We start from the raw sequence: 25279 nt of genomic DNA, 5'->3' as shown, positions 1-25279 counted from the left end.
GGACGGCGCTGGTCCGGCCGGAACTGGTCGAGGTCGCCTTCGACGGCCTCCAGCGCAGCCCCCGCTGCCCCGCCGGGCCGGCCCTGCGGGGCAGCCCCGGTTACCCCGCAGGGCAGCCCCCGCTACCCCGGCGGGCCGGTCCTGCGATTCGCCCGGGTGGTGCGCCACCGGCCGGACAAGAGCGCCGCCGAGGACGAAACGGTGCCCTCCGTACGGGAGTTGGCCACCACTGAAGGCTTGCGGGGCCGTCCGTGCGGTCGGGTCCGCCGACCCGTCCGGCAAAGTGCCGCGAGTTGAAACGCAGTGCGCCGCAATGGAGTTCACGCACAGGGGCCGAACCAGCCATTCTCGATCCGGCCACCGGGCCCCTCCGTGAACGGATCGGCGATGGCTAGGTTGACCGTGACAACGAGAGGCGGCCGCCGGGCAGTCGGCGCCGCCCTGGCGAAAGGTGCCCGACATGCAGGTGAGTGTCGACCGGGACCGTTGCTGCAGCTCCGGCATGTGCGTGACGAACGCCCCCGCGGTCTTCGACCAGGACGACCGGGACAGTCTCGTGAGGCTTCGTCGGACCGTCTTGCTGCCCGAGCAGTTCGACGACGTGAGACTCGCCTCCGAGCTCTGCCCGGGCCGGGCGATCACCGTCACCGGGGACGAGCCCGCGCGGACCGGGGCCTGACGGCCCCCGCCGCCGGCCCCGCGGGCCGCCGGGAACCTTCCCGGGCCCCGAACCCCACGAGAACACCCACGACGTGAGGAGACCCCCGCCTTGACCACCGCACCCACCACCCCCGTCCTCCCACTGCCGGCCCGGCACTCCGGCGGCTGCCCGTTCGGCCCGCCGTCCGCGTACTCCGAGGCCGCCGCCACCGGGCCGGTGACCAGGGCCGAGCTGCCCGACGGCGACCTCTGCTGGCTGGTCACCGGCTTCGCCGAGGTCCGCACCGTGCTGTCCGACCGCCGGTTCAGTGCCGACATACGCCACCCGGCCTTCCCGCTGCTGGTCGCCGGGGCTCGCGAGCTGATCACCGACAATCCGGACTTCCTGCGGCTCGACGACCCCGAGCACGCCCGCCAGCGCCGCATGCTCACCGGGGAGTTCCTGGTCAAGCGGGTGGAGGCGCTGCGCCCGGAGATCCAGCGGATCGTGGACGAGGCACTGGACCGGATGACCGCGGGCCGGACCACGGCCGACCTGGTCACCGACTTCGCGCTGCCGGTGCCCTCGCTGGTGATCTGCCTGCTGCTCGGCGTGCCGTACGAGGACCACGACCGCTTCCAGCGCCTGAGCCGCACGATGCTCAACCAGGAGAGCACCGTGGAGCAGCTCCGGGAGGCCCAGGAGGAGGTCCGGGACTACCTGCGTGACCTGACGGCCCGCAAGCGCGCACAGCCGGAGGACGACGTCCTCAGCCGACTCGCGGCGCGGGACGACCTGACCCCGGACGACGTGGCCGGCATGGGCGTGCTGCTGCTGATCGCCGGGCACGAGACGACCGCGAACATGATCTCGCTGTCGACCGCGCTGCTGCTGGAGCACCCCGAGCAGATCTCCGGCCTGGCCGACCCGGCCACCCTGCCGGGCGCGGTGGAGGAGCTGTTGCGGCTGCTGACCATCGTGCACACCGGCCTGCCCCGGGTGGCGCTGGAGGACGTGGAGCTGGGCGGCGTCACCGTCCGGGCCGGGGAGGGCGTGATGGCGATGCTCTCCACCGCCAACCGGGACGAGGCGGTGTTCGGCGGCGCCGGCCATCGGGCGACGGACGAGCTGGACCTGGACCGGGACGCCCGGCGGCAACTGGCCTTCGGCTTCGGCGTGCACCAGTGCCTGGGCCAGCCGCTGGCCCGCGCCGAACTCCAGATCGCCCTGGAGACGCTGTTCCGCCGGCTGCCGGGGCTGCGGCCGGCCGGCGAGCGCGAGTTCCGTACCGAGTCGTTCATCTATGGGATGCGGTCACTGCCCGTGACCTGGTGAGCGGGGCCCAAGGGAGAACTCTCACCGGAGTACCGGACAGCTCCTGGCTGGTGCGCGGCGGCGAGCAGCTCCCGGGTGTAGTCGGTGTGCGGCGCGGCGAAGAGCCGGTCGCGGTCGGTGGACTCGACCAGGCGGCCGCGGTGCATCACGGCGACGCGGTCGCAGAAGTGGCGCACCACCGCGAGGTCGTGGGAGACGAACAGGAAGGCGACGCCGAGGCGTTCGCGCAGCTCCATCAGCAGGTTGAGCACCTGCGCCTGGACCGAGACGTCCAGGGCGGAGACCGGTTCGTCGGCGATGATCAGCCGCGGTTCGGGGGCGAGCGCCCGGGCGATGCCGATCCGCTGGCGCTGGCCGCCGGAGAACTCGTGCGGGTAGCGGTCCAGGTGGGCGGCCGGCAGGCCGACCTGCTCCAGCAGTTCGGCGGAGCGGGCGCGCCGCTGCCCGGCGTCCAGCGCGGTGTGCAGCCGCAGCGGGGTGTCCAGGGTCTGGGCGACGGTGCGGCGCGGGTTGAGCGAGGCGTACGGGTCCTGGAAGACCAGCTGGACCTCCTTGGCGAGCCGTCGCCGCAGCGCCCGGTCGGGGGCGGTGGCGTCGACGCCGTCGTAGCGGACGGTGCCGGCGGTGGCGGCCTGGAGGCCGGCCAGCACCCGGGAGGTGGTGGACTTGCCGGAGCCGGACTCGCCGACCAGGCCGAGCGTCTCGCCGGGGGCGATGCGCAGGCTGACGCCCTCGACCGCGCGCACCGGTGCGGGCCGCCCGCGCCCCGGCAGGGCCAGGCCGCGGCGGCGGCCGGGGAAGTGCACGGCGAGGTCCTCGACCTCGACCAGCCAGTGGCGGTCCGGCGCGGGCGGCGCGCCGGCCACCGCGTCGGACGGCCCGGTGCGGGCGGCGGTCCGGGGCGCGGGCGACGGGTCGTCGACGGTCGGCAGCGGCGTGCCCGGGACCGAGTCCAGGGTGAGCGCGGCGCCCACCAGGGCCCGGGTGTACGGCTCGCGGGGCGCGGCCAGCAGGGTGGCGGTCGGCGCGCTCTCCACCGGCCGGCCGCCGCGCAGCACCAGGGTGCGGTCCGTGGTGCCGGCGACCACCCCGAGGTCGTGGCTGACCAGCAGCACCGCGGTGCCGTGCTCGCGCTGCAGCTCGCCCAGCAGGTCCAGCACCTGGCGCTGGACGCGGGCGTCGAGCGCGGTGGTCGGCTCGTCGGCGATCAGCACGTCGGGGTCGTTCATCAGCGCCATCGCGATCATCACGCGCTGGCGCATGCCGCCGGAGAACTGGTGCGGGTAGTCGCGGACCCGGGCGGCCGGGATGCCGACCCGGTCGAGCATCGCCGCCGCCCGCCGGCGGGCCTCGGCCCGGCCCGCGTCGGGGTGGTGCAGCCGGTACATCTCGGCGAGCTGCGCATCGACGCCGTGGAAGGGGCTGAGCGAGGTCAGCGCGTCCTGGAAGACCAGCGCCACCCGCCCGCCGCGCACCCGTCGCAGCACCGGTTCCCCGGCGCCCACCAGCTCCTGCCCGGCCAGCCGGATCGAGCCGGTGACGGTGGTGGTGCGGGGGTCGTGCAGGCCGAGCACGGCGAGCCCGGTGGCGGACTTGCCGGAGCCGGACTCGCCGACCAGGCCGAGCACCTCGCCGCGGGCGAGGTCGAAGGAGAGCCCGCGCACGGCGGCGACGGGCGCGCCGCCGCGCGGGTCGGCGAAAGTGACGGACAGGTCCCGGACGCTGAGCACCGCCGGCTCGGCGTGCTGGTCGGCGTGCTGCTCGGCGCGGTGCCCGGGGGCGGCGGCGGGGGAGGGGTTCACGGTGGGGCTCCAGAAGGGGGCGGCGGGGACGGTCAGCCGAGGCGGATGCGCGGGTCGAGCCAGGCCACCGCGAGGTCGGCCAGCGCGACGAACAGCACGACGAAGCAGGCGGCCAGCAGGACGGCGCCGACCACGGCCGGCAGGTCCTGCCCCTCGACGGCCTCCAGGGCGAAGCGGCCCACGCCGTTCAGCCCGAACACCGTCTCGGTGATCACCGCGCCGCCGAGCAGGGCGCCCGCCTCCAGGCCGAGCAGCTGCACCAGCGGTCCGGCGGCGCCGCGCGAGGTGTACTTGAGGTGGGTGCGCAGCCGGCCGAGGCCCTTGCCGCGGGCGGTGCGCACGTACTCCTCGTTCATCGTCTCCAGCAGCTGGGAGCGCGTGAGCCGGGCGAACACCGCCGAGTTGACGAAGCCGAGGACGATCCAGGGCAGCAGCAGACCGCCCGCCCAGGCGACGGGGTCGGTGGCCGGCGGGGTGTAGGAGGGCAGCGGCAGCAGTCCGGTGGTGTAGACGAGCCCCCACTGCGCGACGTAGCCGAGGAAGTAGATCTGCACGCTGGCGCCGACCAGCGTGAAGCCGGACAGCAGCTTGTCGGTGCGGGTGCCGTGCCGCAGCGCGGCGACGAAGCCGGTGCCGAGCCCGAACAGCACCAGCACGGCCAGCGCGCCCGCCGCCAGCGAGACGGTCACCGGCAGGTGGTCGGCCAGCGCCTCGGTGACCGGCTGGTGCAGCCGGTAGGAGTAGCCGAGGCAGGGCGCGTCGCAGTGGCGGGTGGAGCCGTCGACGTCCTGGACGTCCCGGCCGGCGACGATCCCGGTGAGGTAGTCGGTGTACTGGGCGAGCAGCGGCTGGTCCAGGCCCATGCTCGTGCGGACCGCCGCGACCTGGCCGGTGTCGCAGCGCGGGCCGCAGGCGGCGCGCGCGGGGTCGGCGGGGCCGGCGTAGAAGAGGGCGAAGGCGGCGGCGGAGACGGCGGCCAGGACGGCGAGCGCCTGGAGGATCCGCCGCAGGGCGAAGGAGAGCATGGTGGCCGGTCCGGGGTCGGGGGGCGTCGGGGTGGTGGCCCCGCCGCGCGCTCCTCGGGGGAGGCGCGCGGCGGGACCGTCCGGGGACTTCGGGGCGTCAGGACTTCAGGTAGAGCCAGGCGAGGCTGACCGACCCGTAGATCGGGTGGATGAACGAGCCGCCGACGTTGGCACCGTGCAGCTGGTCGACGTTCGGGTAGACCCACGGCAGCACCGGCAGGTCCTTCATCACCGTCTGCTCCAGGGCGTACAGCTCCTTGGCCTTGGCGTGCGGCTCGCCGATCTGGTTGATCCGGTCGATCTCCTTGTCCACCTCGCCGTTGCGGTAGCGGGCGGAGTTGAGGTCGGCGTTGGCACGGCCGTCGAAGGAGAACGGGATCAGGGTGGAGGGCGTCGGCCAGTCGACCGAGGTGGTCTCCTCCCACAGGTCGTACGGGGAGTCGGCGCGGTGCGCCTCGTCCAGCAGGGCCTTGGCGTCGACCGGCTTGGGCACGACCGTGATGCCGGCCTTGGCGAAGCCGTCGACCAGCACCTGGGCGACCCGCTGCCCGTCGGGCGTGTTGGCGTACGCGTAGGTGAGCGGCGCGGGCGGCTGCTTGGCCTTGGCCAGCGCGGCCTTGGCGGCCTCCGGGTCGCCCTCCGGCTTCGCCGGGTTCAGGTCGTACTTCTGCCAGTCGACCAGGGCGGGCGAGCTGAGCGTGCTGGCGAACTCGCCGACCCGGCTGCCGCCCTGGACCTGGCGGGCCTGCTGGCGCGGGTAGGCGAGGTTGAGGGCCCGGCGGACCTCGACGTCGTTCACCCGCTCGTTGTTGACCATGAGGTAGGTGACGAAGGCGCCCCGCCGGCCGGAGGTGACCAGTTCCTTGGCCTTCGGGTCGGTGTCCACGGTCTGGTACAGCTCGGGGGAGAGCGGGGTGGAGACCGTGGTGGCGTCGGCGCCGCCGTCGCGACCGGAGAGGATCTCCTGGTTGATGTTGAGCGCCTCCTTGCCGAAGCTGAAGACGAACTTCTCCGGGTACTGGTTGCGGATCGGGTCGGTCTCCGCCTTCCAGTTCGGGTTGCGCTCCAGCACCAGCCGGGTGTTCTGGACGTGCTCGACGATCCGGTACGGGCCGGTGGCGAACGGCTGGCGGTCGTAGTCGACGCCGGTGTCCTTGTCCTTGCGCACCGGCGAGGAGGAGGACTGCGCGGCCATGTACGGCACGTCGGCCTGCGGCTGCGGGAAGTGGAAGACGACGGTGCGCTCGTCCGGCGTCTCGATCGCGGCGAGGTCGCCGTCCTGCGGGCCGCCGTACTTCTTGCGGGCGTCGTCGTAGCTGGCCTCGCCGGTGAGCCACTGCGGCCAGTACGGCGGGCCGACCTCGTAGCCCTTGCCGAAGGAGCGCTCGATGCCGTACTTGACCTGCTGGGAGGTGATCGGCTGGCCGTCCTCCCAGGCCACGCCCTCCTTCAGCTTGTACGTCCAGGTGCGGCCGCCGTCGGTGGAGGTGCCGGTGTCGGTGGCGAGGTCGCCGACCAGCTTGGCCTTGCCGTCAACCACCTGGTACTGGGTCAGCTGGCGGCCCCACAGCAGCGAGGTGTTGTAGGTGGCGCCCGCGTACACCTTCTGCGGGTCCAGGTGGCGGAAGTCGGTGGCGTTGTAGACGTTCACCGTGCCGCCCGGGCGGGCGCCGGGGACGGCGGGGGCCGGGCCGGCGCTCTCCTGCTCGGTGCCGAGCGCGGCGGTCAGCGGCGAGCTGTCCTTGGCGGCGGCGCTCGGGCCGCTGCCGGTGGTGCCCGCGCCGGCCGAGCAGGACGTCGCCAGCAGGGCGGTCGCGACGACGGCGAGGGACGGTCTGATCCAGCGCATGGCGAATCTCTCCTTGCCCCGGGAGCTCCGGGGCGGGTCGGGTGAACGGTGTGAACGAGGGAGGTTTCGGGAGGAGGCCTCAGCGCGCGGCGCGCGGGTCCAGGGCGTCCCGGACGGCGTCGCCGAGCAGGTTGAAGGCGAGCACGAAGGCCAGCAGCGCGAGGCCCGGGAAGAACATGTAGGTCGGGTCGGCCTGGAAGACCTCGGAGCCGCGGGAGATCATCCGGCCCCAGTCCGGGACCGGCTCGTTGACGCCCACGCCGAGGAAGGACAGCACCGCCTCGGAGGCGACGAAGGTCGGCACCGCCATGGTGGCGTGCACCAGCAGCTGCGCCCGGACATTCGGCAGGAGTTCCCGGAAGACGATATGGAATCCGCCGGCGCCGAGCGCCCGGGCGGACTGCACGAAATCCCTTTCGCGGAGCGACCGGACGGCGGCCCGCAGGGAAAGCGCGAGCGGAATCCAGCCGAACGCGGAGAAGACCAGGACGAGCACCAGGAACTGCATCCACTCCGGTTCCGCGGTGCCCGGATCGACCAGCCGGGACTGGATCACCGGGCTGAGCGCGAGCAGCAGGAGCAGCGTCGGAAAGGCCAGCAGGACGTTCGACAGGAAACCGAAGAGCCGGTCGGTCACCCCGCCGAGGTAGCCCACCGCGACCCCGGCCAGCACCCCGAGGGTGGTGGTCACGGCGGCCGAGGCGAAGGCGATCAGCAGCGAGGTGCGGATGCCGTACAGCAGCTGGGTGAACACGTCGCGCCCGAGGCCGGGCTCCAGGCCGAACCAGTACTCGCCGGAGATGCCGCCGTTCGGTGCGATCGGCAGGCCGCCGTCGCTGAGCAGGCCCGGAACGTTCTGGCCGTAGTGCTCGGTGGGGCTCTTGCCGTACAGCGCGGCGATCAGCGGGGCCGCCACGGCGATCAGCAGGAAGAACACCACGACGCCGAGCGCGACGGCCCCGGTGCGGTCGCGGCAGACGCGGCGCAGCAGGCTCGTCGGGACGGGCGCCGGGGACGGCGCCGGGGCGTCCGGTGCGGCGACTTGTTCGACCACGGCCATGAGAGGCGTACTCCCCGAATTCTGCGCCCCCTGCGGTTCAGGGGGCGCCGACGTGCATTTCCGAGCGGCCGCTCCGGGGGTTTCCCGGAAGGCCGACGGGCGTCATCAGATCGGATCCCGGGGACTTCTCGCAAATCATTCCGAAGGCGTCGCCGGGGTACTTCGAGTACTTTGTTTCGGGAATTGTTGCGGTTTCATTCCGCCGCAATACTGCCGTAGCACTGGGCCGGGCATACCGGGGCAAAAGGCGTGTCATGTCCGCCACCGTCCCGTATGGTGAGATCTCCGCCACAGACCGCCCGGCATTGGTACGATTCCGGCGGGCCGCGACTGGCGCGCACGGATGGAATCGACCATCGGGAAGCGGCCCCGTGCCGAACACGACGCAGTTGCCGAGCGCCTGGGCCTCCCGACCTCCCCACCAGGAGACCGCCATGGCCCCGCAGCCGCACACGGCCGCGACCCCCGCCGCCGAAACCGCCTTCCGCTCCGCCCTCGACGTGGTCCGCGAGGTCGAACCGCGGATCGCCGACGCCATCGGCCGGGAGATCGACGACCAGCGCGCCTCGCTCAAGCTCATCGCCAGCGAGAACTACGCCTCCCCGGCCGTCCTGCTCGCCATGGGCAACTGGCTCAGCGACAAGTACGCCGAGGGCACCGCCGGCCGCCGCTTCTACGCCGGCTGCCGCAACGTCGACACCGTCGAGACCGTCGCCGCCGAGCACGCCCGCGCCCTGTTCGGCGCCGACCACGCCTACGTCCAGCCGCACTCCGGCATCGACGCCAACCTCACCGCCTTCTGGGCCGTGCTCTCCCAGCGCGTCGAGAGCCCCGCCCTGGAGCGCGCCGAGGTCCGCAACGTCAACGACCTCACCGAGCAGGACTGGGCCGAGCTGCGCCGGGAGCTCGGCAACCAGCGCATGCTCGGCATGTCCCTGGACACCGGCGGCCACCTCACCCACGGCTTCCGCCCCAACATCTCCGGCAAGATGTTCGACCAGCGCAGCTACGGCACCGACCCGGTCACCGGCCTGATCGACTACGACGCGCTGCGCGCCACCGCCCGCGAGTTCCGCCCGCTGATCCTGGTGGCCGGCTACTCCGCCTACCCGCGGCTGGTGAACTTCCGCAGGATGCGCGAGATCGCCGACGAGGTCGGCGCCACCCTGATGGTCGACATGGCGCACTTCGCCGGCCTGGTCGCGGGCAAGGTGCTCACCGGCGACTTCGACCCGGTGCCGTACGCCGACATCGTCACCACGACCACCCACAAGTCGCTGCGCGGCCCGCGCGGCGGCGCGGTGCTGTGCACCACCGAACTCGCCGAGCACGTCGACCGCGGCTGCCCGCTGGTGCTCGGCGGCCCGCTCGCGCACGTCATGGCCGCCAAGGCGGTCGCCTTCGCGGAGGCCCGCCGCCCCGAGTTCCGCGCCTACGCCCGTCAGGTCGTCGACAACGCGCAGGCCCTCGCCGAGGGCCTGCTGCGCCGCGGCGGCACGCTCGTCACCGGCGGCACCGACAACCACCTCGTGCTCGCCGACGTCTCCGGCCACGGCCTGACCGGCCGCCAGGCCGAGGCCGCGCTGCTCGACTCCGGCGTCGTCACCAACCGCAACTCCGTCCCGCAGGACCCCAACGGCGCCTGGTACACCTCCGGCGTGCGGCTCGGCACCCCGGCGCTCACCACCCGCGGCCTCGGCACCGCCGAGATGGACGAGATCGCCGACCTCATCGACACCGTCCTGCGCGCCACCACCCCGGCCACCACCGCCGCCGGCGTCCCGTCCAAGGCCCAGTACGCCCTGGACCCCGCCGTCGCCGGGGCCGTCGCCAAGCGCGCCGCCGACCTCCTCGCCGACTTCCCCCTCTACCCGGGCGTCGAGCTGTCCTGACCCCGACCCGCGGCGTGACGGCCCGCGAGCCGTCACGCCGCTAGGACGGGGCCGAGAGCGCGTCCCACACGTCGTCCCCGACGCTGGTGCCGTCGGGCAGGACCAGTCCCTCGATGCTGCGCATCAGATGGACACCCGCGGTCCGCGACGGACGGCCCCTCAGCAGGGGCACCGCGCGTGCGAGGACCACCCGGTAGGCCGGAATGTCGCCGGCGGCGGCCTTCAGCCACCTGGCGATCGCCTCCACCGCCTCGGCCTCGAAGGCCGCGTCCGACAGCAGCTCGCGCAGTCCGTCGTCCACGGCGGTGCGCACCTCCTGGTTGTCGATGCGGAGCAGCCAGGGCAGCGGGTGGTCCGCCGTGTGCTGATCCGTGGCCAGGGCCAACAGCGCGATCTTTCCGGGCAGCGGAGCCTTGCGTTCGAGCTTCCACAGCACCACCTCGGACAGCAGCAGATCCCGTCCGGATTCCTCGGCGCCCAGTTGTCGGTAGGTCTCGTGGACCGCGCGGAGCACCGAGAGGTCCTTCGAGGTCGACGCGACCCGCCGAAGCCGGGTGACGGCCTTGCGCCGGGCGGTCGGCGTGCCGTCGGGGTCGGCCAGAACGTATTCGGCCACGGCCACGACGAGGAGCTGCGTCTCCGCCCGGTGGTCCGCCCAGTCGTAGAGCCTGGCCCAGACCGCCCACTCCATGCGCTCGGTCCGCAGGGCGTGGGACATGACCTCCGCGCACACGTCCGGCCGGCCGAGGCCCGAAGCGGCATCGCGGATGTCCGTCAGCACCGCCGGATCCTGGTGCCGGACGGCCAGGGCGGTGAGCGAGGCGATGCCCAGGCCGGAACGACGACTGCCCGGTGGAGCGATCTCCACGAGCCAGCGCAGCAGCACCGGACGCATGTCCTCGTAGTTGTCCCAGACGTAGCCGAGGACGGCGCCGTCGAATCCGGGGCGGTGGAACTCGACGACCTCCTGGGAGTTCACCTCGGCCCGCAGGTCGGTGAGCCGCTGGCGCAGCCCCCGGCCGGCGAAGACCTGTCCGAGGTTGGTCGGCGGCGTGGTGCGGTCGGACTCGGCGATCAGCTTCTCCAGCAGCCGCGCGTCCTTGTAGATCACCGCCGCGGGCGCGCGGCGGTGCACCGCGAGCGAGAGCAGGAGGCAGCGGTCCTCCAGCGAGAGCGTCCGTCCGGCGCCGCCCCCGGCGAAGGTCTCGTCCAACTCGGCGCGCCAGTCCCCGAGAGCGTTCTCGATCCGCTGCCGAAGGTCGGCGTCGAGAGCGCTGCCCGGTGGCCGTCCGGTGTCGACCGGGCGGCTCGTCACGACGGCACGGGCCTCCAGCGGCCGGTCATGTCGGTACTCCCGCCACTGGCCGATGACCGAGGAAGCGGCCTGGACGGCCTGGACGGCGTCCCGGACCGCCGACACCTGCCTTCGGGCGGTCGGCGTCCGGACGTACTCGGTGAGCCAGGGATGCCCGGATGCGGAGAGCGCCTTCTCCACCACGACCTGGGAGTCCGGTGGCGACCGGAGTTCGATGACCTGGACACCCGGCGCCGACCAGGCCCAATGGCTCGCCCACAGGTCGGCGGCCACGGTGAGGACCCAGATCGACCTGTCGGACCTCAGCTTCTCGACCTTCTTCGCCAGATCCGTCAGAAACGCCTGGGAGGGCCGGTCCTTCTCCGGGTTCTTGAGATCGAGTTGATAGGCGTGGAAGGGTTCGAGGTGGAGCTTCTCGACCTGGGGACGAGGCCAGTCCGGTTCGAGCTGGACGAGCGTCATCCGCCCCGGCGTCCGGGCGGCCAGCAACTGGTGGGCGAAGGTGGTCGAACCGAAACCCCGCGGCGACACGACGATGATCACCCGGACGTCGGGGTCGGCGAGGGCGGCCCATCCCTGATCCCATGCGCCGTTCCAGCCGGCCGGGCGCGCGAAGGTGCGGGAGCCGAGGATCTCCCCCCGGTCGAGCTGCCTGGCCCACAGCAGGTCCCGCCGGACTTCCTGGACCACGGTGCCGATGTGCCAGGCGGCGACACCGGCGTTGCCGACGTTGAACGTCCGGCCGCCACCGGGCGCGCTCGCCGTGGCGGCGGCCGGGGCGTCCGCCTGACCGGGGCCCGGCGCGGGGCCGCGCTGTTCCGTCCGCTTCGGCGCGGGCAGGAAGGCCAAGAGGCGTTCCAGGTCGTCCTCTGTCATGCGAAGTTGATGTCTCCGACGGTCATGTTCCCGATCGAGTTCACGGCCGTGCCGACGTTCCCGGCGATGTGGAACGTGCCTCCCGCGGAGGGCGGAGCGGGAGTCACGGGCGCGGGATCCGGCTCCGGCTCGCCGGCCGTGAGGAGGGCGGGGGAGAGCCGGGGGACGTGCACCCACGCCGTGCGGCTGAACTGCTTCTGCCGCACCGTGGCGGACACTTCGAGGAAGTCCCGCTCGGACAGGTGGACGGTACGGCGGGCCGCGACGACCCGGCGGTACACCTCGTCCGAGAGGATCGCGGCCGTGAACGACTCGTGCACGGCCGCGACTTCGGCGGCTGCCCGTACCGCGTCGCTGTCGACCAGCCGACAGGCGTCGTTGATCGCGTCGCCCCGGTAGTCGGCGGACAGCGGCCCCAGGTGGACGCTCACCCTGGTGCGGAGCGCGGGAACCGAGGCACGACGCCGCCAGTGGTGCCGGTGCAGCGCCTCCTCCAGCAGCGCGATGCCCGGATCCACGAGCTGTGCCACTCGGGCGGCCGGCACGATCTTGATCCACCCGTCGCCCGTGTCGCGGGCGGTGGCCCGGTCCGCCCACTCGTCGGACAGGCCGCTCCGGTCGAACGACTCCGCGAGCGCGTCGTCGAGCGCGGACCGCAGCTTCGGCATCTCGGTCTCGTGGATCTTGCTGTAGCCGACGATGTCGACCACGAAGAGCGCGACGTCGGGTGGAAGATCGCGAGGGTTCGCGGCGCTCTGCTGGGACATGGCGGTGTTCCGTTCGGGTCGGAGGTCCGGGTCACTCGGTGACCATGACCCGATCATCACCGCTGACCGGGCGACCGCGCTGCCCATTGCTGGGCAGGTGGCGGGTGAGCTGTGCCACGCGGTCGGGACCGGCGGCGCTCCGGCGCTACGGAGCGGTCGCGTGGTCGTACAGCGCGGTGATGTCGGTGACGGTGATGCCGCCACTGGGCGTCGTGGTGAGCCAGCCGCGGTCACGCCATTCCTTCAACGCGTTCCCGACCGCGTTGCGCGAGGCGCCGATCAACTGGGCGAGGGCCTCCTGGCGCAGGCCGATCCGGGCCGGGGTCTCGGCGGAGGCCGTCCCCGCCAGCCTCGTCAGGAGGCAGGCGAGCCGGACCGCGACGGAACCGGTGGCCAGCTCCAGCCTGCTCTGCTCGGACTCGCGGATCCGGCCGTAGGAGTGCTGGAGCAGCGGCTGGAGGAGCCCGTGCTCGTCCACGAAGGTGCGAAACTCGTCGGCGGGGATGACGTGGACCTGGCAGGAGGTGAGGGTCCGTACGGTCGCGCTGCGCTTGATGCCCGTCAACACGGCCATCTCGCCGAGGATTTCGCCGCTCCCCCGGACGGCGATCAGCTGCTCCCGGCCGAGCGGCCCGGTCGCGGTCACCATCACTCTCCCGGCCTCCAGGAGCATCACACAGGTGCCGGCCCGGTCCTGCCGCAGGAGCTCGCTCTGCGCGGCGCGGAAACGGACCGGTGCGAGCTCCCGGAGCGTCTCCCAGCGGTTCTCGCCGAGGGCCTCTCGATGGGACGTCGGCATCGTGGCCTCCCGTGGATGCGGGCCGGGCCCGCGCCAAGGCCGGGCCGGTTCTGCTGTCCACGGACAGCCGAGGGGGCGCGGAACGATGGTACGCGCTTGATCGGCCGTCAGTGACCGAGCCAGGAGAGGGCGATGGCCGTCGCGCCGAGGGCCAGCCCGCCGCACAGGAGGTCCACCGAGACACGAAGGAGCCGGTACTTGCGGCGGGCGAGGCGGGACAGTGCCACCAGCCTCTGCGCGTGCGAAGCGGCCAGGGCGTCGGGGTCGTGGTGCGTGGTGACCGCTTCGAGCAGCTGGTCGGGCGTGAGGCGGGCGAAGTCGAGGTAGGAGACGGCGAGGTGCTGCCCGTGCTTGAGGTGCGGCCGGACGGCGACCAGGGCCAGGCCGAGTGCGCCGGCCAGGGCGGTGACCGCGACGGCGATGACCGCGGTCGTGGTCCAGGTCAGTGGCGGCGGCGTTCCGCAGAGGGCGGCGGCGGTGGTGAGACCGGCCGCCGAGGTCGCTCCGATTCCGGCGGCCTTGGCATCGGTGCGCTGCAGCTCGCCGATGACTTCGGTGGTGGACGAGGTCAATGGGGCGGTGAGCCGGGCCACCGGTCGGTGGCCCGGTTCGGCGGGTGTGCCCGTCTGCACGTTCATCCCCTTCTGCTGAGTCCTCCGCGGGCGCGGTGGGAGCCCCAATTCTGTGGGCGCGCGACCGCGGAGGCTGCCCAGCGCGGTGCCGGCCGGGGGAGACGTGGGTCACTGCTGCCGCAGCGTCAGTACTGCAGCGACTTGTACTGCAGGAACTCCTCCAGGCCGTGCCGGCCCAGTTCGCGGCCGAGGCCGGAGTTCTTGTAACCGCCGAACGGGGCAAGGGGGTTGAAGGGGCCGCCGTTGAGGTGGAGCTGACCGGCGTCCAGACGGCGGGCGAAGCGGGCGGCGGTGTCGGTGTCGGCCGCCCAGACCCCGCCGGCCAGGCCGTACTCGGTGGCGTTGGCCAGTTCGGCGGCGTGGTCCTCGTCGTCGAAGGCGAGGATCGCCAGCACCGGTCCGAACACCTCCTCCCGGGCCACCGTCATGTCGGCGGTGACGTCGGCGAGCACGGTCGGGCGGACGTAGTAGCCGGTCGCGAGGCCGTCCGGGGCCTCGGCGCCGCCGGAGACCAGGCGCGCGCCCTCGGCGAGGGCGCCGGTGATGTAGCCGCGCACCCGCTCGCGCTGGCGGGCGTTGACCACCGGCCCGACCCGGGTCAGCGGGTCCGTCGGGTCGCCCGGGGCGTACTTGGCGGCGGCCTTCGCGGCGAGCGCCACCGCCTCGTCGTACTGGTCGCGGTGGACCAGCAGCCTGGTCCACGCGCTGCAGGTCTGGCCGGAGTTGGCGAAGACGTTGGCGATGTTGACGTTCACCGCGCGGGCCAGGTCGGCGCCGGGCAGCACCACGTTGGCGGACTTGCCGCCCAGTTCCAGGGACACCCGCTTGATGCCGCGCCCGGCCGTCTCGGCGACCGTGCGGCCGACCGCCGTCGAGCCGGTGAAGGACACCACGTCCACGTCCGGGTGGGCGGCCAGCGCCGCGCCGGCCACCGCGCCGGTGCCGGTCACCAGGTTGAACACCCCGGCGGGGAAGCCCGCCGCGTCGACCAGCCGGGCGAACAGCCGGGCCACCAGGGGGGTGTCCTCGGCCGGCTTGAGGACCACCGGGCAGCCGGCCGCCAGCGCGGGCACCACCTTGGCGGCGATCTGGTGCAGCGGGTAGTTCCACGGCGTGATCGCCGCGACCACCCCGGCGGGCTCGGCGTGCACCACCGAGTTGCCGATCCGCTCCTCGAACGGGTACCCGGCCAGCAGCTCCAGGTAGGTCTCGGTGACCGTCAGCGGCAGCGTGGCCTGCACGGTGGTGGCGAAGCCGATCGGCACGCCCAGCTCGGCCGTCAGGGTGGCGGCGATCTCCTCCTGGTGCGCGGCCAGGCCGTCCCGCAGCCGGGTCAGCGGCACCAGCCGCTCGGCGGCGCCGGTCGCGCCCCAGGCGCGGGCCGCCCGGCGGGCCGCCGCGACGGCCGCGTCCACGTCCGCCGCCCCGCCGGCCGGGACGGTGGCGAGCAGGCGTTCGGTCGCCGGGTCGAGCACCGGGATCGACCCCTGGTCCAGGGCGGGCCGCCAGGCGCCGTCGACGTACTGATCGGTGTACTCGGCGTACCCTGCGGCCCGCTGCGTCTCGTCCGCCATGTGCTGCCCCTTCGTACCGGTTCAGATCGTTCCCGGGCCCCGCCGGTCCGCCGGACGGCCGACCGGGTCCCGGACCAGTCAACGGTGCGCCCCCGGCAGGCGCAAGGACCGGCCCTCCCGCGCCTACTCCGGTGCGGTGAAGATCGTTTCCGGTGCTGGTGACAAACCGGGTGACCCGGCGGAGTATGGACGAACCGGGCCGGTGTTTTGTGCCAGATGGTCAAGTACGCCCGCACATGGCCGGGTGACCGGAGCTCTTTCCCGCGAGTTCTCCCGAGTCGGCCCGGTGGCGAGTAGATTGCAGCCCACTCGGGCGCGCCGGACCAGGGCCGGCCGGCAGGCCGGGTCCTGTCCATGTGCCCGGAGATCCAGCCCGTGGTCGTTCGTACCGTCTTAGGAGCCGCCTCATGAACGACGCCGCACGCAGTGCCGATCAGCAGCCGGTGGAGCCGGCGGTGCTCGACGACGTCCCCGGGTGGTTCTGGGACCACGACCGCCACCTCTTCGACTGGTTCCTCGGACGGCAGGAGAAGGCGGGCGTCTCCGGGGACCTCCTGGAGATGGGCGCCTACCTCGGCCGCAGTGCGATCGTCATCGGGGCGCACCTCCAGGCGGGCGAGACCTTCACGGTCTGCGACCTCTTCGACTCGGACGCGCCGGACGACGAGAACGCCGCCGAGATGGACATGTCCTACCGCAGGACGCTGACCCGCACCGCCTTCGAGGCCAACTACCTCTCCTTCCACGACCGGCTGCCGGAGATCATCCAGGCCACCACCGCGACGCTGGCCGGCGGCCGCATCCCGCCCGGCGCCTTCCGGTTCATCCACATCGACGCCTCGCACCTCTACGAGCACGTGGCCGGCGACCTCCAGGTGGCCAGGAGCGCGCTCGCCCCGGAGGGCGTCGTGGTGCTGGACGACTACCGCTCCGCGCACACCCCGGGCGTCGCCGCCGCCACCTGGGAGGCGGTGTTCAACAACGGCCTGCGGCCGATCGTGCTCACCGACTCCAAGTTCTACGGCACCTGGGGCGACCCGGAGCCCGCCCAGCTCGACCTGCTGGCCCGCCGCGGCACCCTGCCGCAGTCCGACGTCACCAACGAGACGCTCGCCGGGCAGCGGGTGGTCCGGATCGGCGGCAGCGACGCCGGGGCCGCGCCGTTCCGGGTCTCCCGCCACCACACCCGGCTGGCCTCCGAGGCCGCGCGCCGGGAGATCGCCCGGGCCACCGAGGACGCCCTGCGTGCCGCCGAGCGCGAGCGCGACGAGGCCGTGCGCGACCTCGCCGAGCGCCGGGCCCGCGCCGCCGAGCGCCGCCGTCCGGCCAATGTCGCCAAGCGGGCGGTGGGCGACCTCCTCCCGCCGGTGGTCGCCTCCGCGATCCGCCGGGCCCGGCGCGGCTGACCGCGCCCCGTCGGCTGCCGCCTGCCGCCTGCCGCCTGCCGTCCGTCGGCCGCGCACCCCCGTTGCGGGGGAGCGCGGCCGACGCGCGTTCCGCCGACGCCGTGCCACCGGGCAGGAGCATCGAAGACGGTACTGCTCAGGGTCGGAAGAAAGCGCTTTTCCGACTCCTCCCACCCGGCCGAGGATGGCAGGCGAACCAGCCCGCCGGGAGGAATCCGTGTCGTCCATCTCGCCCGCCGCCCCGCCCTCCGCCGTCCCGTCGCCCGCCGACGACGGCCGCCCCACCGCCGAGCCGCCGGTCGACGCCGGACTGCTGCCGCTCACCGCCGGGACGGGCCCCGCCGGGCTCGCCGTCGGCGGGGTGGCGCTGACGGAGCTCGCCCGCCGGTTCGGCACCCCGCTCTTCGTCTACGACGAGGAGCACCTGCGCCGCCGCTGCCGGGAGGCCGTCGCCGCCTTCGGCCCGGGCAACGTCGCCTACGCCTCGAAGGCCTTCCTCTGCACCGCGATGGCCCGGCTCGCCGCCGAGGAGGGCCTGCTGCTCGACGTCGCCTCGGGCGGCGAACTGCGCACCGCCCTGCACGCCGGGGTCTCCCCGGAGCGGATCGTGCTGCACGGCAACAACAAGAGCGAGGCCGAACTGCGCACCGCGCTCACCGTCGGCCTGCGGCACGTCGTCGTCGACAGCTTCGACGAACTGGACCGGATCGAGCGCCTGGTCGCCGAGGAGGGCCTGCCGCCGGCCCGGGTCCAGCTGCGGGTGGCGCCCGGCGTCGCGGCGGGCGCCCACGAGGCGATCCGCACCGGCGGGCACGACTCCAAGTTCGGCTTCGGCCTGGCCGACGGGGCCGCCGAGGCCGCCGTCCGCCGGGCCGCCGCCTCGTCGGCCGTCCACCTGGAGGGCGTCCACGCGCACGTCGGCTCGCAGGTCCTGGACCCGGCCGAACTCGCCGACGGCGCCGCCGCCGTGGCCAGGTTCGCGGTGGATTCCGGGGTGGCCCGGCTGACGGTGGGCGGCGGACTCGGCGTGGCCTACCTGGCGGGCCAGAGCGCGCCGTCCTTCGCGGTGTGGGCGGACCGGGTCCGGGCGGCCGTCCGCGGGGCGGGCTGGACCGGGGAGTTCGGGGTCGAGCCGGGGCGCTCGATCACCGCCCGGGCCGGGCTCACCCTCTACCGGGTGGGTACGGTCAAGCGGATCGCCGGTGTCCGGACGTATGTGAGCGTCGACGGCGGGATGAGCGACAACCTGCGCCCGGCGCTCTACGGCGCGCGCTACGAGGCGTTCCTGCCGCGCTGCCCGCAGGAGCCCCGGCCGCTGCGCGCCCGCCTGGTCGGCAAGCACTGCGAGAGCGGGGACGTCATCATCGACGACGCCGCCCTCCCGGCCGGGCTGCGGATCGGCGACGTGCTCGCCACCCCGGTCACCGGCGCGTACGGGTACGCGATGGCGTCGAACTACAACAAGCTGCCGCGCCCGGCGGTGGTCTTCGTCCGGGACGGCGAGGCCCGGGTGGTGGTGCGCCGGGAGACCGAGGAGGACCTGCTCCGCCTCGACGCCGACGGCCCGGCCGAGGGCCTCGCCACGCTCCCCGCCGCTTCGGCCCGGACCGCCGGCGCCTGAGCGCGGACCCGGCCGAACACGTGGACCGGTCCCCCGGAACGGGGGGACCGGTCCGCTCCTTCCCCGGTACCGGGCGCCCCGCCCGGCCCTCCGCCTCGCTCCCGCCCCGCCCCGCCCGCAGCCCCGCCCTCCGCCCCTGACCAGCCACGATGACCTACCCTGGCCCGATGCTGAACAGCGCCCGCCTGCTCGTCCTGCTGGAGATCGCCCGCCGGGGCACCATCGTGGCCGCGGCGCAGGCGCTCCACCTGAGCCCGTCCGCCGTCTCCCACCAGCTCGCCCGGCTCGAACAGGAGCTGGGCGTCGCCCTGGTCGAGCGTCAGCCGCAGTCCCTGCGGCTGACACCGGCGGGCGTCCGGCTGGCCGAGCACGCCCAGGCGATCGCCGACCTCATGGCCGTCGCCCAGGACGACCTGCGCGCCCACTCCGGGGGCACCGCGGGCGTGCTGCGCCTCGGCTTCTTCGCCTCCGCCGGCCTGGACCTGCTGCCCCGCGCGCTCACCGCGTTCTCGGCCCGCCACCCGCAGGTCGAACTCGAACTCATCATGGGCCAGCCGCACGAGCTGCTCCCCGATCTGGAGGCCGGCCGGCTGGACGCCGCCGTGGTCTTCGAGCACCCGCTCGACCCGTGGATCCGGCAGGCCGGCCGCCAGGGCGTCGCCGAGGTCGAACTCTACTTCGACGAGCCGCAGTTGGTGATCGTGCCGCTGCGCCACCGGCTCGGCCGGCGGACCCTGGTCCGGCTCGCCGAGCTCGACGGCGAGAGCTGGATCGGCACCCACGGCGGCTCGACCGGCGAGCCGGTGCTGGAGCGCGCCTGCGCTGCCGAGGGGTTCCGCCCCCGGGTGCGCTGCCGCAGCGACCACTACCAGGTGACGATCAGCCTGGCCCGGGCCGGTATGGGCGTCGCGCTGATCCCGGCGCTCGGCCTGGCCGACAGCGCCGGTGTGCACGTCTGCCGCCTGGACCACCCGCAGCTGCACCGCCGGATCGGCGTGGCCACCCGGGCCACCAACCGCAACCCCGCGGTCCGCGCCTTCCTCGGCGAACTGCGCGCGGCCGCCGGGGAGGTCCGGTCACTGCTCGAACTGCAGTGGTCCTGACCACCCCGGCGGCCGCTCACCGCCGGAGACCCCCGGGGGCTCAGCCGCCCGGCTGCCGCAGCAGCGCGCAGTTCGCCGGCTCGCCGCGCTGGGCGCCCGCCGCGAGCGCCCGCCCGACCTCGCGGATGGCGTGCACCGCCGCCCGCTCCGTGCTCGGCCCGAGCGCCACGTCCCAGTGCGCGATGACCGCGTAGGCGACCCGCCGGGTGCCGATCAGCATCCCGGCGTCGGCCCGCACCCCGGTGTCGGTCCCGGTCTTGTTGGCCACCAGCAGCCCGCCGGGCAGCGAGTCGGGGAAGCACTCCGCGTAGGGGTCGTGCTGGACGAGCGCCGGCACCAGCCCGTGGTCGGTGTTGGAGCGCATCCACTCCAGCAGCCGCGCCGACGCGCCGGGCGTGACCAGCTCGCCCCGGACGGCCAGCGCGACCAGCCGGGCGAGGTCCCGGGCGGTCCCGGTGGCGAACACCGGCGGCACACCGGGCCCGCGGACGTCCCGGACCCGGTCGTGCAGGGTGAGCCGCTCCAGCCCGAGCTCCCGGGCCAGCCGCTCGGTGGCGGGCAGGCCGACCGTGCGCAGCAGCGCGTTGGTGGCCGTGTTGTCGCTGACCGAGGCGGTCAGCCAGGCCAGGTCCTCGACCGTCCAGCCGCACGCGCCCGCGCCGTCGGCACTGCCCGCGCCTCCGCCGTCGGCCACACGCCCGCTCGCACGCCCGCGCGCGAGCCGCCGGAGCAGCCCGGTGCCCCCGGCCACGTCCTCGGCCTCGATCGGCACCACCGCGTCCGCCCGCAGCTCCCCGGCGTCCAGCCGGCGCGCGACCTCCGCGAGCAGCAGCAGCTTGGACGCGCTGGCGACCGGCAGCACCACCGTGTCGTCCACCCCGACCGCGCTGTCGCCGGTCCCGGCGGTCAGCTCCGCATCCGCATCCACGTCCACCGCCGCGACCGCCAGGGTCAACGGCAGCGCGGCCGCCGACCGTGCGGCGGCCGCCACCTGCGCCAGGATCATCGGACCCGTACCACCTCTCCGGCCCGGGCGTCCGTCGCCCGCCCGTCGCACACCGCGACCTGCCCGGCGACCACCACGGCCGCCACGCCCTCCGGCGCCAGCAGCGGCCGCTCGAAGGTGGCCGCGTCCCGGACGGCGTCCGGGTCGAGCACCACCAGGTCGGCCACCGCGCCGTCGCGGACCACGCCGCGCCCGGCGAGCCGGAACCGCGCCGCCGGCAGCCCGGTCATCTTGTGCACCGCGTTCTCCAGCGACAGCAGCCCCTCCTCCCGGCCGTAGTGGCCGAGGACCCGGGCGAAGCTGCCCGCCCAGCGCGGGTGCGGGCGCCCGGGCTTGGGCACCCCGTCCGAGCCGATCATCGACAGCGGGCTGGCCAGCACCCGGCGGACGTCGTCCTCGCGCATCGAGTGGCTGATGATGGTCACCTCTCCCCGTGAGTCGAGCAGCAGGTCGCAGACGTAGTCGACCGGGTCGACGCCGCCCGCGGCCGCCAGGTCGGCGATCCGGTGGCCCTCGGCCGCGCGGCGGGCCGGGGCGGCGGCGACCGCGATGAGGTCCCAGCCGCCGTTGCCGACGGTGTTCTCCCAGCCGTCCACGCCGCCCGCGATGTCCGCCCGGATCCGCTCGCGCACCTCGGGACGGCTCAGCCGCTCCAGCAGCGCGCCGATCCCGCCCTCGCTGGCCCACGGCGGCAGCATCGCGTGCAGCACCGTACTGCCGGCGGTGTAGGGGTACACGTCGAGCAGGACGTCGAGGCCGTCGGCGCGGGCCTGTTCGAGCCGGGGGAGGGTGCGCAGGGTGGCGCCCCAGGCGTGCCGGCCGGCGGTCTTGTGGTGGGAGACCTGGAGCGGCGCGCCGGAGCGCTCGGCGATCTCCAGCGCCTCCTCCAGGGCCTTCTCCACCTGGGACATCTCGTCCCGCAGATGGGTGACGTACGGCTTGCCGTGGCGGGCCGCGACGCGGGCGAGCGCGACGATCTCCGCCGTGTCGGCGTAGGTGCCGGGCGGGTAGATCAGGCCGGTGGAGAGCCCGGCCGCGCCCTGCGTGAGGGCGCGGTCGAGCAGTTCGCACATCGCGGCCAGCTCCTCCGGCCGGGGCGGCCGGTCGGTGAAGCCCATCACCCCGGCGCGCAGGGTGCCGTGGCCGACCAGCGAGGCGAGGTGGTTGCGGCGCAGTTCGGGCCGCTGGGCGGCGGCGAAGGCGGCGAAGTCCTCGGCGGGGCGGACCGGGCCGAGGCCGAAGGTGACCCGCAGGTGCTCGGCCAGCTCCGGCAGCCGCTCGGGCAGGCAGGGGAACAGGCTGCTGCCGCAGTTGCCGCTGATCTCGGTGGTCACGCCCTGGAGCAGCGGGGCGAGCCGCAGCTCCTCCAGCGCGTCCCACGCGGTGTCCGCGCCGTCCGCCCGCGCGCCCTGCGTCCCCGTCCCCGATTCCGCGTCCACGCCCGGCCCGCCGACGGCGGCCAGCGCGTCGGAGTGGGTGTGCACGTCGATGAACCCGGGGGTGACGACCCGCCCGGTGGCGTCGACGACCGGCACCGGACGGCCGCCGGTGTCACCCGCCGCGCCCGCGTCCGCCCCGGGCGCCAGCACGGTGACCCGCCCGCCCGCCACCGCGAGGTCGGCCGGCCGCGCGGGTGCCCCGGTGCCGTCCACCAGCAGTCCGCCGCGCACCAGCAGTTCCACGGCCGCCATCACAGCACCGTCGCCAGGAAGGCCCGGGTGCGCTCGTGGCGCGGGGCGGTGAACACCTCGGCGGGGTGCCCGGCCTCGACGACCGCGCCCTGGTCCATGAAGACGACCCGGTCGGCGACCTCGCGGGCGAACCCCATCTCGTGGGTGACGACGATCATCGTCATGCCGCTGCGGGCCAGATCGCGCATCACGCCCAGCACCTCCCCGACGAGTTCGGGGTCGAGTGCGGAGGTCGGCTCGTCGAAGAGCATCAGGGTGGGCTCCATGGCCAGCGCCCGGGCGATGGCGACCCGCTGCTGCTGGCCGCCGGAGAGCTGGCCGGGGTAGTGGTCGGCGCGGTCGTCGAGGCCGACCCGGCGCAGCAGCTCACGGGCCTGCCGCTCGGCCTCGGCCCGGCCGCGTCCCTGGACGGCGACCGGTCCCTCCATCACGTTCTGCACCGCCGTGCGGTGCGGGAAGAGGTGGAAGCGCTGGAACACCATGCCGATCCGCTCGCGCTGGCGCTGGATGTCCTTGGGCCGCCGCTCGCGCAGGACGCCGCCGGAGCCGGCCGGCTCGTAGCCGATCAGCTCGCCGTTGACGGCGATCCGCCCGGCGTCGATCTTCTCCAGGTGGTTGAAGCAGCGCAGCAGGGTGGACTTGCCGGAGCCGGAGGGCCCGATCACGCAGAGCACCTCCCCGGACCGCACTTCCAGGTCGATCCCGCGCAGCACCTCCAGCTCGCCGAAGTGCTTCCGCACCCCGCGCGCCGAGAGGATCACCTCGTCCGTGGCCACCGTCACTTCGCCGCCCCCTTCTTCTTGACGTCGGTCTTCCTCGCACCGGGCCGCAGATTGCGCAGCACCCGCTGCCCCAGCCCCGGGCGCGCCGTCTGCGCGCCGGGACTGAACTTCCGCTCCACGGCGTGCTGCGCGACGCTCGCGATGGTGGTCAGCACCAGGTACCAGATCGACGCCACCACCAGCAGTGCGATGACCTCGAAGTTCGCCAGGTACAGGTGCTGGGAGACCGTCATCAGGTCGGCTCCCGCGATGACCGAGACCAGCGAGGTGGTCTTCAGCATCGAGATGAACTGGTTCCCGAACGGCGGGATGATCACCCGCATGGCCTGCGGCAGCACCACCCGGACCAGGATCTGCCGGTTGGACATGCCCAGGGCCGCCGCGGCCTCCCGCTGCCCGGGGTCGACGCTCTGGATGCCGGCCCGGACGATCTCCGACATGTAGGCGCCCTCGTTGATCGACAGGCCCAGCAGCGCCGCGACGAACCCGGTGATCAGCGCGTTCGTCTGCCAGCTGATCAGCTTCGGCCCGTCGAACGGGATCCCGATGCTGATCTCCGGAAACAGCAGCGCGAGGTTGAACCAGAAGATCAGCTGCACCAGCAGCGGCGTCCCGCGGAAGAACCAGGTGTACGCGCCGGCCGTGGTCCGCAGCACCGGGCTGTCCGAGAGCTGCATCACCGCCGCCGCCACACCGATCACGATGCCGGCCACCTGCGAGATGAGGGTCAGCTGGACGGTGACCCACAGGCCGTCCAGGATCACCCCGTCGAACTGGTACTTCGCGATGACGTCCCAGTGCAGGTTGGGGTTCACGATGATCGTGTACGCCAGCCAGACCGCGGCGAACGCCGCCGCCAGCACGGCCACCCACCGCCCGGGCCGGGGCCGCCCGGTGACCCGCAGCTCCAGGTCGTCGTCCTCGATCGCCTTCGCCGCCGGGGCGGTCGCGGTGGCGCCTCTCGTGCCCTCGCCCGTCACCGTGCTCACTGCCCGACCGTGTTGAGGGTGGCCTTGGTGACGGCGCTGCCGCCGACCTCGTACTTGTCGAGCACCGTGCGGTACTCACCGGAGTCGATCAGCTCCTGGAGCGCCCGCTGCACCGCGTCGCGCAGCCCGCTCTCCTTCTTCGCCACGGCGATGCCCCAGGGCGCCGTCCCGTACTGCTCGGGCAGCACCTGGTACGCGGTGTTCTTCTGCGCGAACATCTGCGCGACCGGGTAGTCCACGATGGTGGCGACGGCCCGCCCGCTGTCCAGCTGCAGCAGTCCGGTGGGCGCGTCCTCGCTCTGCGAGATGGTCATCTTCTGCGCGCACTTGGCGTTCTGCTGCTCGCCGATCTCCAGGTTGGAGCTGCCCTTGGCGAGCACCACCTGCTTGCCGCAGAGGTCCTCCAGCGACTTGATGCCCTGGGGGTTGTCCTTGGCGGTCATGACCACCCCGCCGGTGCGGAAGTAGTCGACGAAGTCGACGGCCTGGCGGCGCTGCTCGCTGTCGGTCATCGAGGACATCACCAGGTCGAAGCGGCCGGCCTGGAGGCCCGGGATCAGCCCGTCGAACGAGGCGTTGGTCATCTCCAGCTTCAGCCCGAGCTTCGCCGCGAGCGCCGCGGCGAGGTCCGGGTCGACCCCGGTCAGCTCGGTGGTGCCCGGCTTGTACATCTCCATCGGCGGGTAACCCACGGCGGTCGCCACTCTGAGCACGCCGGCCTGCTTGAACTTGCCGGGCAGCAGCTCGGCGGAGCTCTTCCCGGCGGTGTCGGCGGCCCCGCCGGCCGCACCGGGTGCGGCGGCGGAACCCTGATCGGAACGCCCGCAGGCGGTGGCGGCGAGGGCCACCAGTGCCAGCGCGGCCAGACAACGCAGGGGACGGGGGCGGTTCATCGGCATCTCCCTCAGGCGGTGACGGTCCGCCGATGCTGGCAGCCGCCCCCAACTGAATGGAAGATGATGAAACTATTGCCCCCTGACCAACGAAATACGTACGCCTGCCCCCCCTGCCCCGAACCTGCGAAAGCGCCGACCGGGCAACGCCCGGGGGGGGCGGTAGGACGGTGGTGGGGGGGGTGACCCCGGGGGGCCCGGGGGGGATTAAACAGTTCCAGG

Annotated in this window: 20 protein-coding genes and 1 riboswitch; of the genes, 6 read left to right on the top strand and 14 right to left on the bottom strand. The window is 73.8% G+C overall.

The features are described 5' to 3' along the window. Window positions 1–460: 460 nt before the first annotated feature. Both ACFVUH_RS00430 and ACFVUH_RS00425 read left to right on the top strand, forming a co-directional pair. Complete coding sequence (locus ACFVUH_RS00430; RefSeq protein ID WP_355373719.1) at window positions 461–679, top strand: ferredoxin; 219 nt, start codon at window positions 461–463, stop codon at window positions 677–679. Between the two features lie 90 nt (window positions 680–769). Then, complete coding sequence (locus tag ACFVUH_RS00425) at window positions 770–1975, top strand: cytochrome P450 (RefSeq protein WP_387910141.1); 1206 nt, start codon at window positions 770–772, stop codon at window positions 1973–1975. Here ACFVUH_RS00425 and ACFVUH_RS00420 read toward each other — a convergent pair. The 4 genes from ACFVUH_RS00420 to ACFVUH_RS00405 form a co-directional block, all read right to left on the bottom strand. Continuing rightward, window positions 1942–3777, bottom strand: coding sequence for a dipeptide ABC transporter ATP-binding protein (locus ACFVUH_RS00420; protein ID WP_387910139.1), 1836 nt, complete (start codon window positions 3775–3777; stop codon window positions 1942–1944). The two genes, ACFVUH_RS00425 and ACFVUH_RS00420, sit on opposite strands and share 34 nt — an antisense overlap. 32 nt (window positions 3778–3809) lie before the next feature. After that, entirely contained in the window at window positions 3810–4802 is a 993-nt protein-coding gene (locus ACFVUH_RS00415) for an ABC transporter permease (protein WP_355373728.1), read from the bottom strand. Between the two features lie 97 nt (window positions 4803–4899). Continuing rightward, a complete protein-coding gene (locus ACFVUH_RS00410; RefSeq protein WP_387910137.1) occupies window positions 4900–6651 on the bottom strand; it encodes an ABC transporter substrate-binding protein in 1752 nt (583 codons plus the stop codon). Between the two features lie 79 nt (window positions 6652–6730). After that, a complete protein-coding gene (locus ACFVUH_RS00405; RefSeq protein ID WP_387910136.1) occupies window positions 6731–7711 on the bottom strand; it encodes an ABC transporter permease in 981 nt (326 codons plus the stop codon). Window positions 7712–8027: 316 nt separating this feature from the next. Next, a riboswitch (ZMP/ZTP riboswitch) is annotated at window positions 8028–8124 on the top strand. A 21-nt stretch (window positions 8125–8145) separates the two neighbouring features. On the opposite strand from ACFVUH_RS00405, the gene ACFVUH_RS00400 reads away from it, so the two are divergent. Next, on the top strand, window positions 8146–9603 hold the full coding sequence (locus ACFVUH_RS00400; protein ID WP_387910134.1) for a glycine hydroxymethyltransferase: 1458 nt from the start codon (window positions 8146–8148) through the stop codon (window positions 9601–9603). Between the two features lie 40 nt (window positions 9604–9643). Here ACFVUH_RS00400 and ACFVUH_RS00395 read toward each other — a convergent pair whose 3' ends face one another. From ACFVUH_RS00395 to ACFVUH_RS00375, 5 genes are all read right to left on the bottom strand, one after another. Then, the gene (locus ACFVUH_RS00395; RefSeq protein WP_387910132.1) at window positions 9644–11794 is read right to left on the bottom strand and encodes a hypothetical protein; all 2151 of its coding nucleotides are present in this window, start codon (window positions 11792–11794) and stop codon (window positions 9644–9646) included. Further along, window positions 11791–12561: a hypothetical protein gene (locus ACFVUH_RS00390; RefSeq protein WP_387910130.1), complete on the bottom strand. Its 771-nt coding sequence runs from the start codon at window positions 12559–12561 to the stop codon at window positions 11791–11793. Before ACFVUH_RS00390 ends, ACFVUH_RS00395 begins: the two co-directional genes overlap by 4 nt. Before the next feature lie 145 nt (window positions 12562–12706). Then, window positions 12707–13360 carry a Crp/Fnr family transcriptional regulator gene (locus tag ACFVUH_RS00385; RefSeq protein ID WP_387910128.1) on the bottom strand — a complete coding sequence of 218 codons (654 nt, stop codon included), beginning with the start codon at window positions 13358–13360 and terminating at the stop codon, window positions 12707–12709. A gap of 107 nt (window positions 13361–13467) precedes the next feature. Further along, window positions 13468–13998, bottom strand: coding sequence for a Pycsar system effector family protein (locus ACFVUH_RS00380; RefSeq protein WP_387910126.1), 531 nt, complete (start codon window positions 13996–13998; stop codon window positions 13468–13470). A 119-nt stretch (window positions 13999–14117) separates the two neighbouring features. Next, window positions 14118–15566, bottom strand: a complete 1449-nt coding sequence (locus tag ACFVUH_RS00375; protein WP_387910124.1) for an aldehyde dehydrogenase family protein — start codon at window positions 15564–15566, stop codon at window positions 14118–14120. 407 nt (window positions 15567–15973) lie between these two features. Here ACFVUH_RS00375 and ACFVUH_RS00370 point away from each other — a divergent pair, with 407 nt between their 5' ends. From ACFVUH_RS00370 to ACFVUH_RS00360, 3 genes are all read left to right on the top strand, one after another. Next, complete coding sequence (locus ACFVUH_RS00370) at window positions 15974–16972, top strand: class I SAM-dependent methyltransferase (protein ID WP_387910122.1); 999 nt, start codon at window positions 15974–15976, stop codon at window positions 16970–16972. A 217-nt stretch (window positions 16973–17189) separates the two neighbouring features. Continuing rightward, window positions 17190–18593 carry a diaminopimelate decarboxylase gene (gene lysA / locus ACFVUH_RS00365; protein ID WP_387910120.1) on the top strand — a complete coding sequence of 468 codons (1404 nt, stop codon included), beginning with the start codon at window positions 17190–17192 and terminating at the stop codon, window positions 18591–18593. A 167-nt stretch (window positions 18594–18760) separates the two neighbouring features. Further along, a complete protein-coding gene (locus ACFVUH_RS00360) occupies window positions 18761–19696 on the top strand; it encodes a LysR substrate-binding domain-containing protein (protein WP_355373756.1) in 936 nt (311 codons plus the stop codon). Between the two features lie 40 nt (window positions 19697–19736). Here ACFVUH_RS00360 and ACFVUH_RS00355 read toward each other — a convergent pair whose 3' ends face one another. From ACFVUH_RS00355 to ACFVUH_RS00335, 5 genes are read right to left on the bottom strand one after another with little or no spacing between them, the layout of a single operon-like run. Further along, window positions 19737–20702: a serine hydrolase gene (locus ACFVUH_RS00355; RefSeq protein ID WP_387910118.1), complete on the bottom strand. Its 966-nt coding sequence runs from the start codon at window positions 20700–20702 to the stop codon at window positions 19737–19739. Next, window positions 20699–22393, bottom strand: a complete 1695-nt coding sequence (locus ACFVUH_RS00350) for an amidohydrolase family protein (RefSeq protein WP_387910116.1) — start codon at window positions 22391–22393, stop codon at window positions 20699–20701. The genes ACFVUH_RS00355 and ACFVUH_RS00350 overlap by 4 nt, the downstream gene beginning before the upstream one ends. After that, window positions 22393–23151, bottom strand: a complete 759-nt coding sequence (locus tag ACFVUH_RS00345; protein ID WP_355373797.1) for an amino acid ABC transporter ATP-binding protein — start codon at window positions 23149–23151, stop codon at window positions 22393–22395. Before ACFVUH_RS00345 ends, ACFVUH_RS00350 begins: the two co-directional genes overlap by 1 nt. Window positions 23152–23171: 20 nt before the next feature. Next, the gene (locus ACFVUH_RS00340; protein WP_355373763.1) at window positions 23172–24164 is read right to left on the bottom strand and encodes an amino acid ABC transporter permease; all 993 of its coding nucleotides are present in this window, start codon (window positions 24162–24164) and stop codon (window positions 23172–23174) included. Next, a complete protein-coding gene (locus tag ACFVUH_RS00335; protein ID WP_387910113.1) occupies window positions 24161–25057 on the bottom strand; it encodes an ABC transporter substrate-binding protein in 897 nt (298 codons plus the stop codon). Before ACFVUH_RS00335 ends, ACFVUH_RS00340 begins: the two co-directional genes overlap by 4 nt. Window positions 25058–25279 lie beyond the last annotated feature (222 nt).

Source organism: Kitasatospora sp. NPDC058032, from assembly GCF_042885845.1.
In the GTDB taxonomy this organism is placed as follows: domain Bacteria; phylum Actinomycetota; class Actinomycetes; order Streptomycetales; family Streptomycetaceae; genus Kitasatospora.
The sequence above is the reverse complement of the archived record's forward strand: the minus strand, read 5'-3'. Positions and strand labels throughout refer to the sequence as shown.

Excerpts from the sequence above, each read along its gene's own strand:
- ACFVUH_RS00430 (WP_355373719.1), top strand. The coding sequence starts at position 461 with ATGCAGGTGAGTGTCGACCGGGACCGTTGCTGCAGCTCCGGCATGTGC.
- ACFVUH_RS00415 (WP_355373728.1), bottom strand. The coding sequence starts at position 4,802 with ATGCTCTCCTTCGCCCTGCGGCGGATCCTCCAGGCGCTCGCCGTCCTG.
- ACFVUH_RS00410 (WP_387910137.1), bottom strand. The coding sequence starts at position 6,651 with ATGCGCTGGATCAGACCGTCCCTCGCCGTCGTCGCGACCGCCCTGCTG.
- ACFVUH_RS00405 (WP_387910136.1), bottom strand. The coding sequence starts at position 7,711 with ATGGCCGTGGTCGAACAAGTCGCCGCACCGGACGCCCCGGCGCCGTCC.
- ACFVUH_RS00400 (WP_387910134.1), top strand. The coding sequence starts at position 8,146 with ATGGCCCCGCAGCCGCACACGGCCGCGACCCCCGCCGCCGAAACCGCC.
- ACFVUH_RS00395 (WP_387910132.1), bottom strand. The coding sequence starts at position 11,794 with ATGACAGAGGACGACCTGGAACGCCTCTTGGCCTTCCTGCCCGCGCCG.
- ACFVUH_RS00390 (WP_387910130.1), bottom strand. The coding sequence starts at position 12,561 with ATGTCCCAGCAGAGCGCCGCGAACCCTCGCGATCTTCCACCCGACGTC.
- ACFVUH_RS00385 (WP_387910128.1), bottom strand. The coding sequence starts at position 13,360 with ATGCCGACGTCCCATCGAGAGGCCCTCGGCGAGAACCGCTGGGAGACG.
- ACFVUH_RS00380 (WP_387910126.1), bottom strand. The coding sequence starts at position 13,998 with ATGAACGTGCAGACGGGCACACCCGCCGAACCGGGCCACCGACCGGTG.
- ACFVUH_RS00375 (WP_387910124.1), bottom strand. The coding sequence starts at position 15,566 with ATGGCGGACGAGACGCAGCGGGCCGCAGGGTACGCCGAGTACACCGAT.
- ACFVUH_RS00370 (WP_387910122.1), top strand. The coding sequence starts at position 15,974 with ATGAACGACGCCGCACGCAGTGCCGATCAGCAGCCGGTGGAGCCGGCG.
- ACFVUH_RS00360 (WP_355373756.1), top strand. The coding sequence starts at position 18,761 with ATGCTGAACAGCGCCCGCCTGCTCGTCCTGCTGGAGATCGCCCGCCGG.
- ACFVUH_RS00355 (WP_387910118.1), bottom strand. The coding sequence starts at position 20,702 with ATGATCCTGGCGCAGGTGGCGGCCGCCGCACGGTCGGCGGCCGCGCTG.
- ACFVUH_RS00350 (WP_387910116.1), bottom strand. The coding sequence starts at position 22,393 with ATGGCGGCCGTGGAACTGCTGGTGCGCGGCGGACTGCTGGTGGACGGC.
- ACFVUH_RS00335 (WP_387910113.1), bottom strand. The coding sequence starts at position 25,057 with ATGAACCGCCCCCGTCCCCTGCGTTGTCTGGCCGCGCTGGCACTGGTG.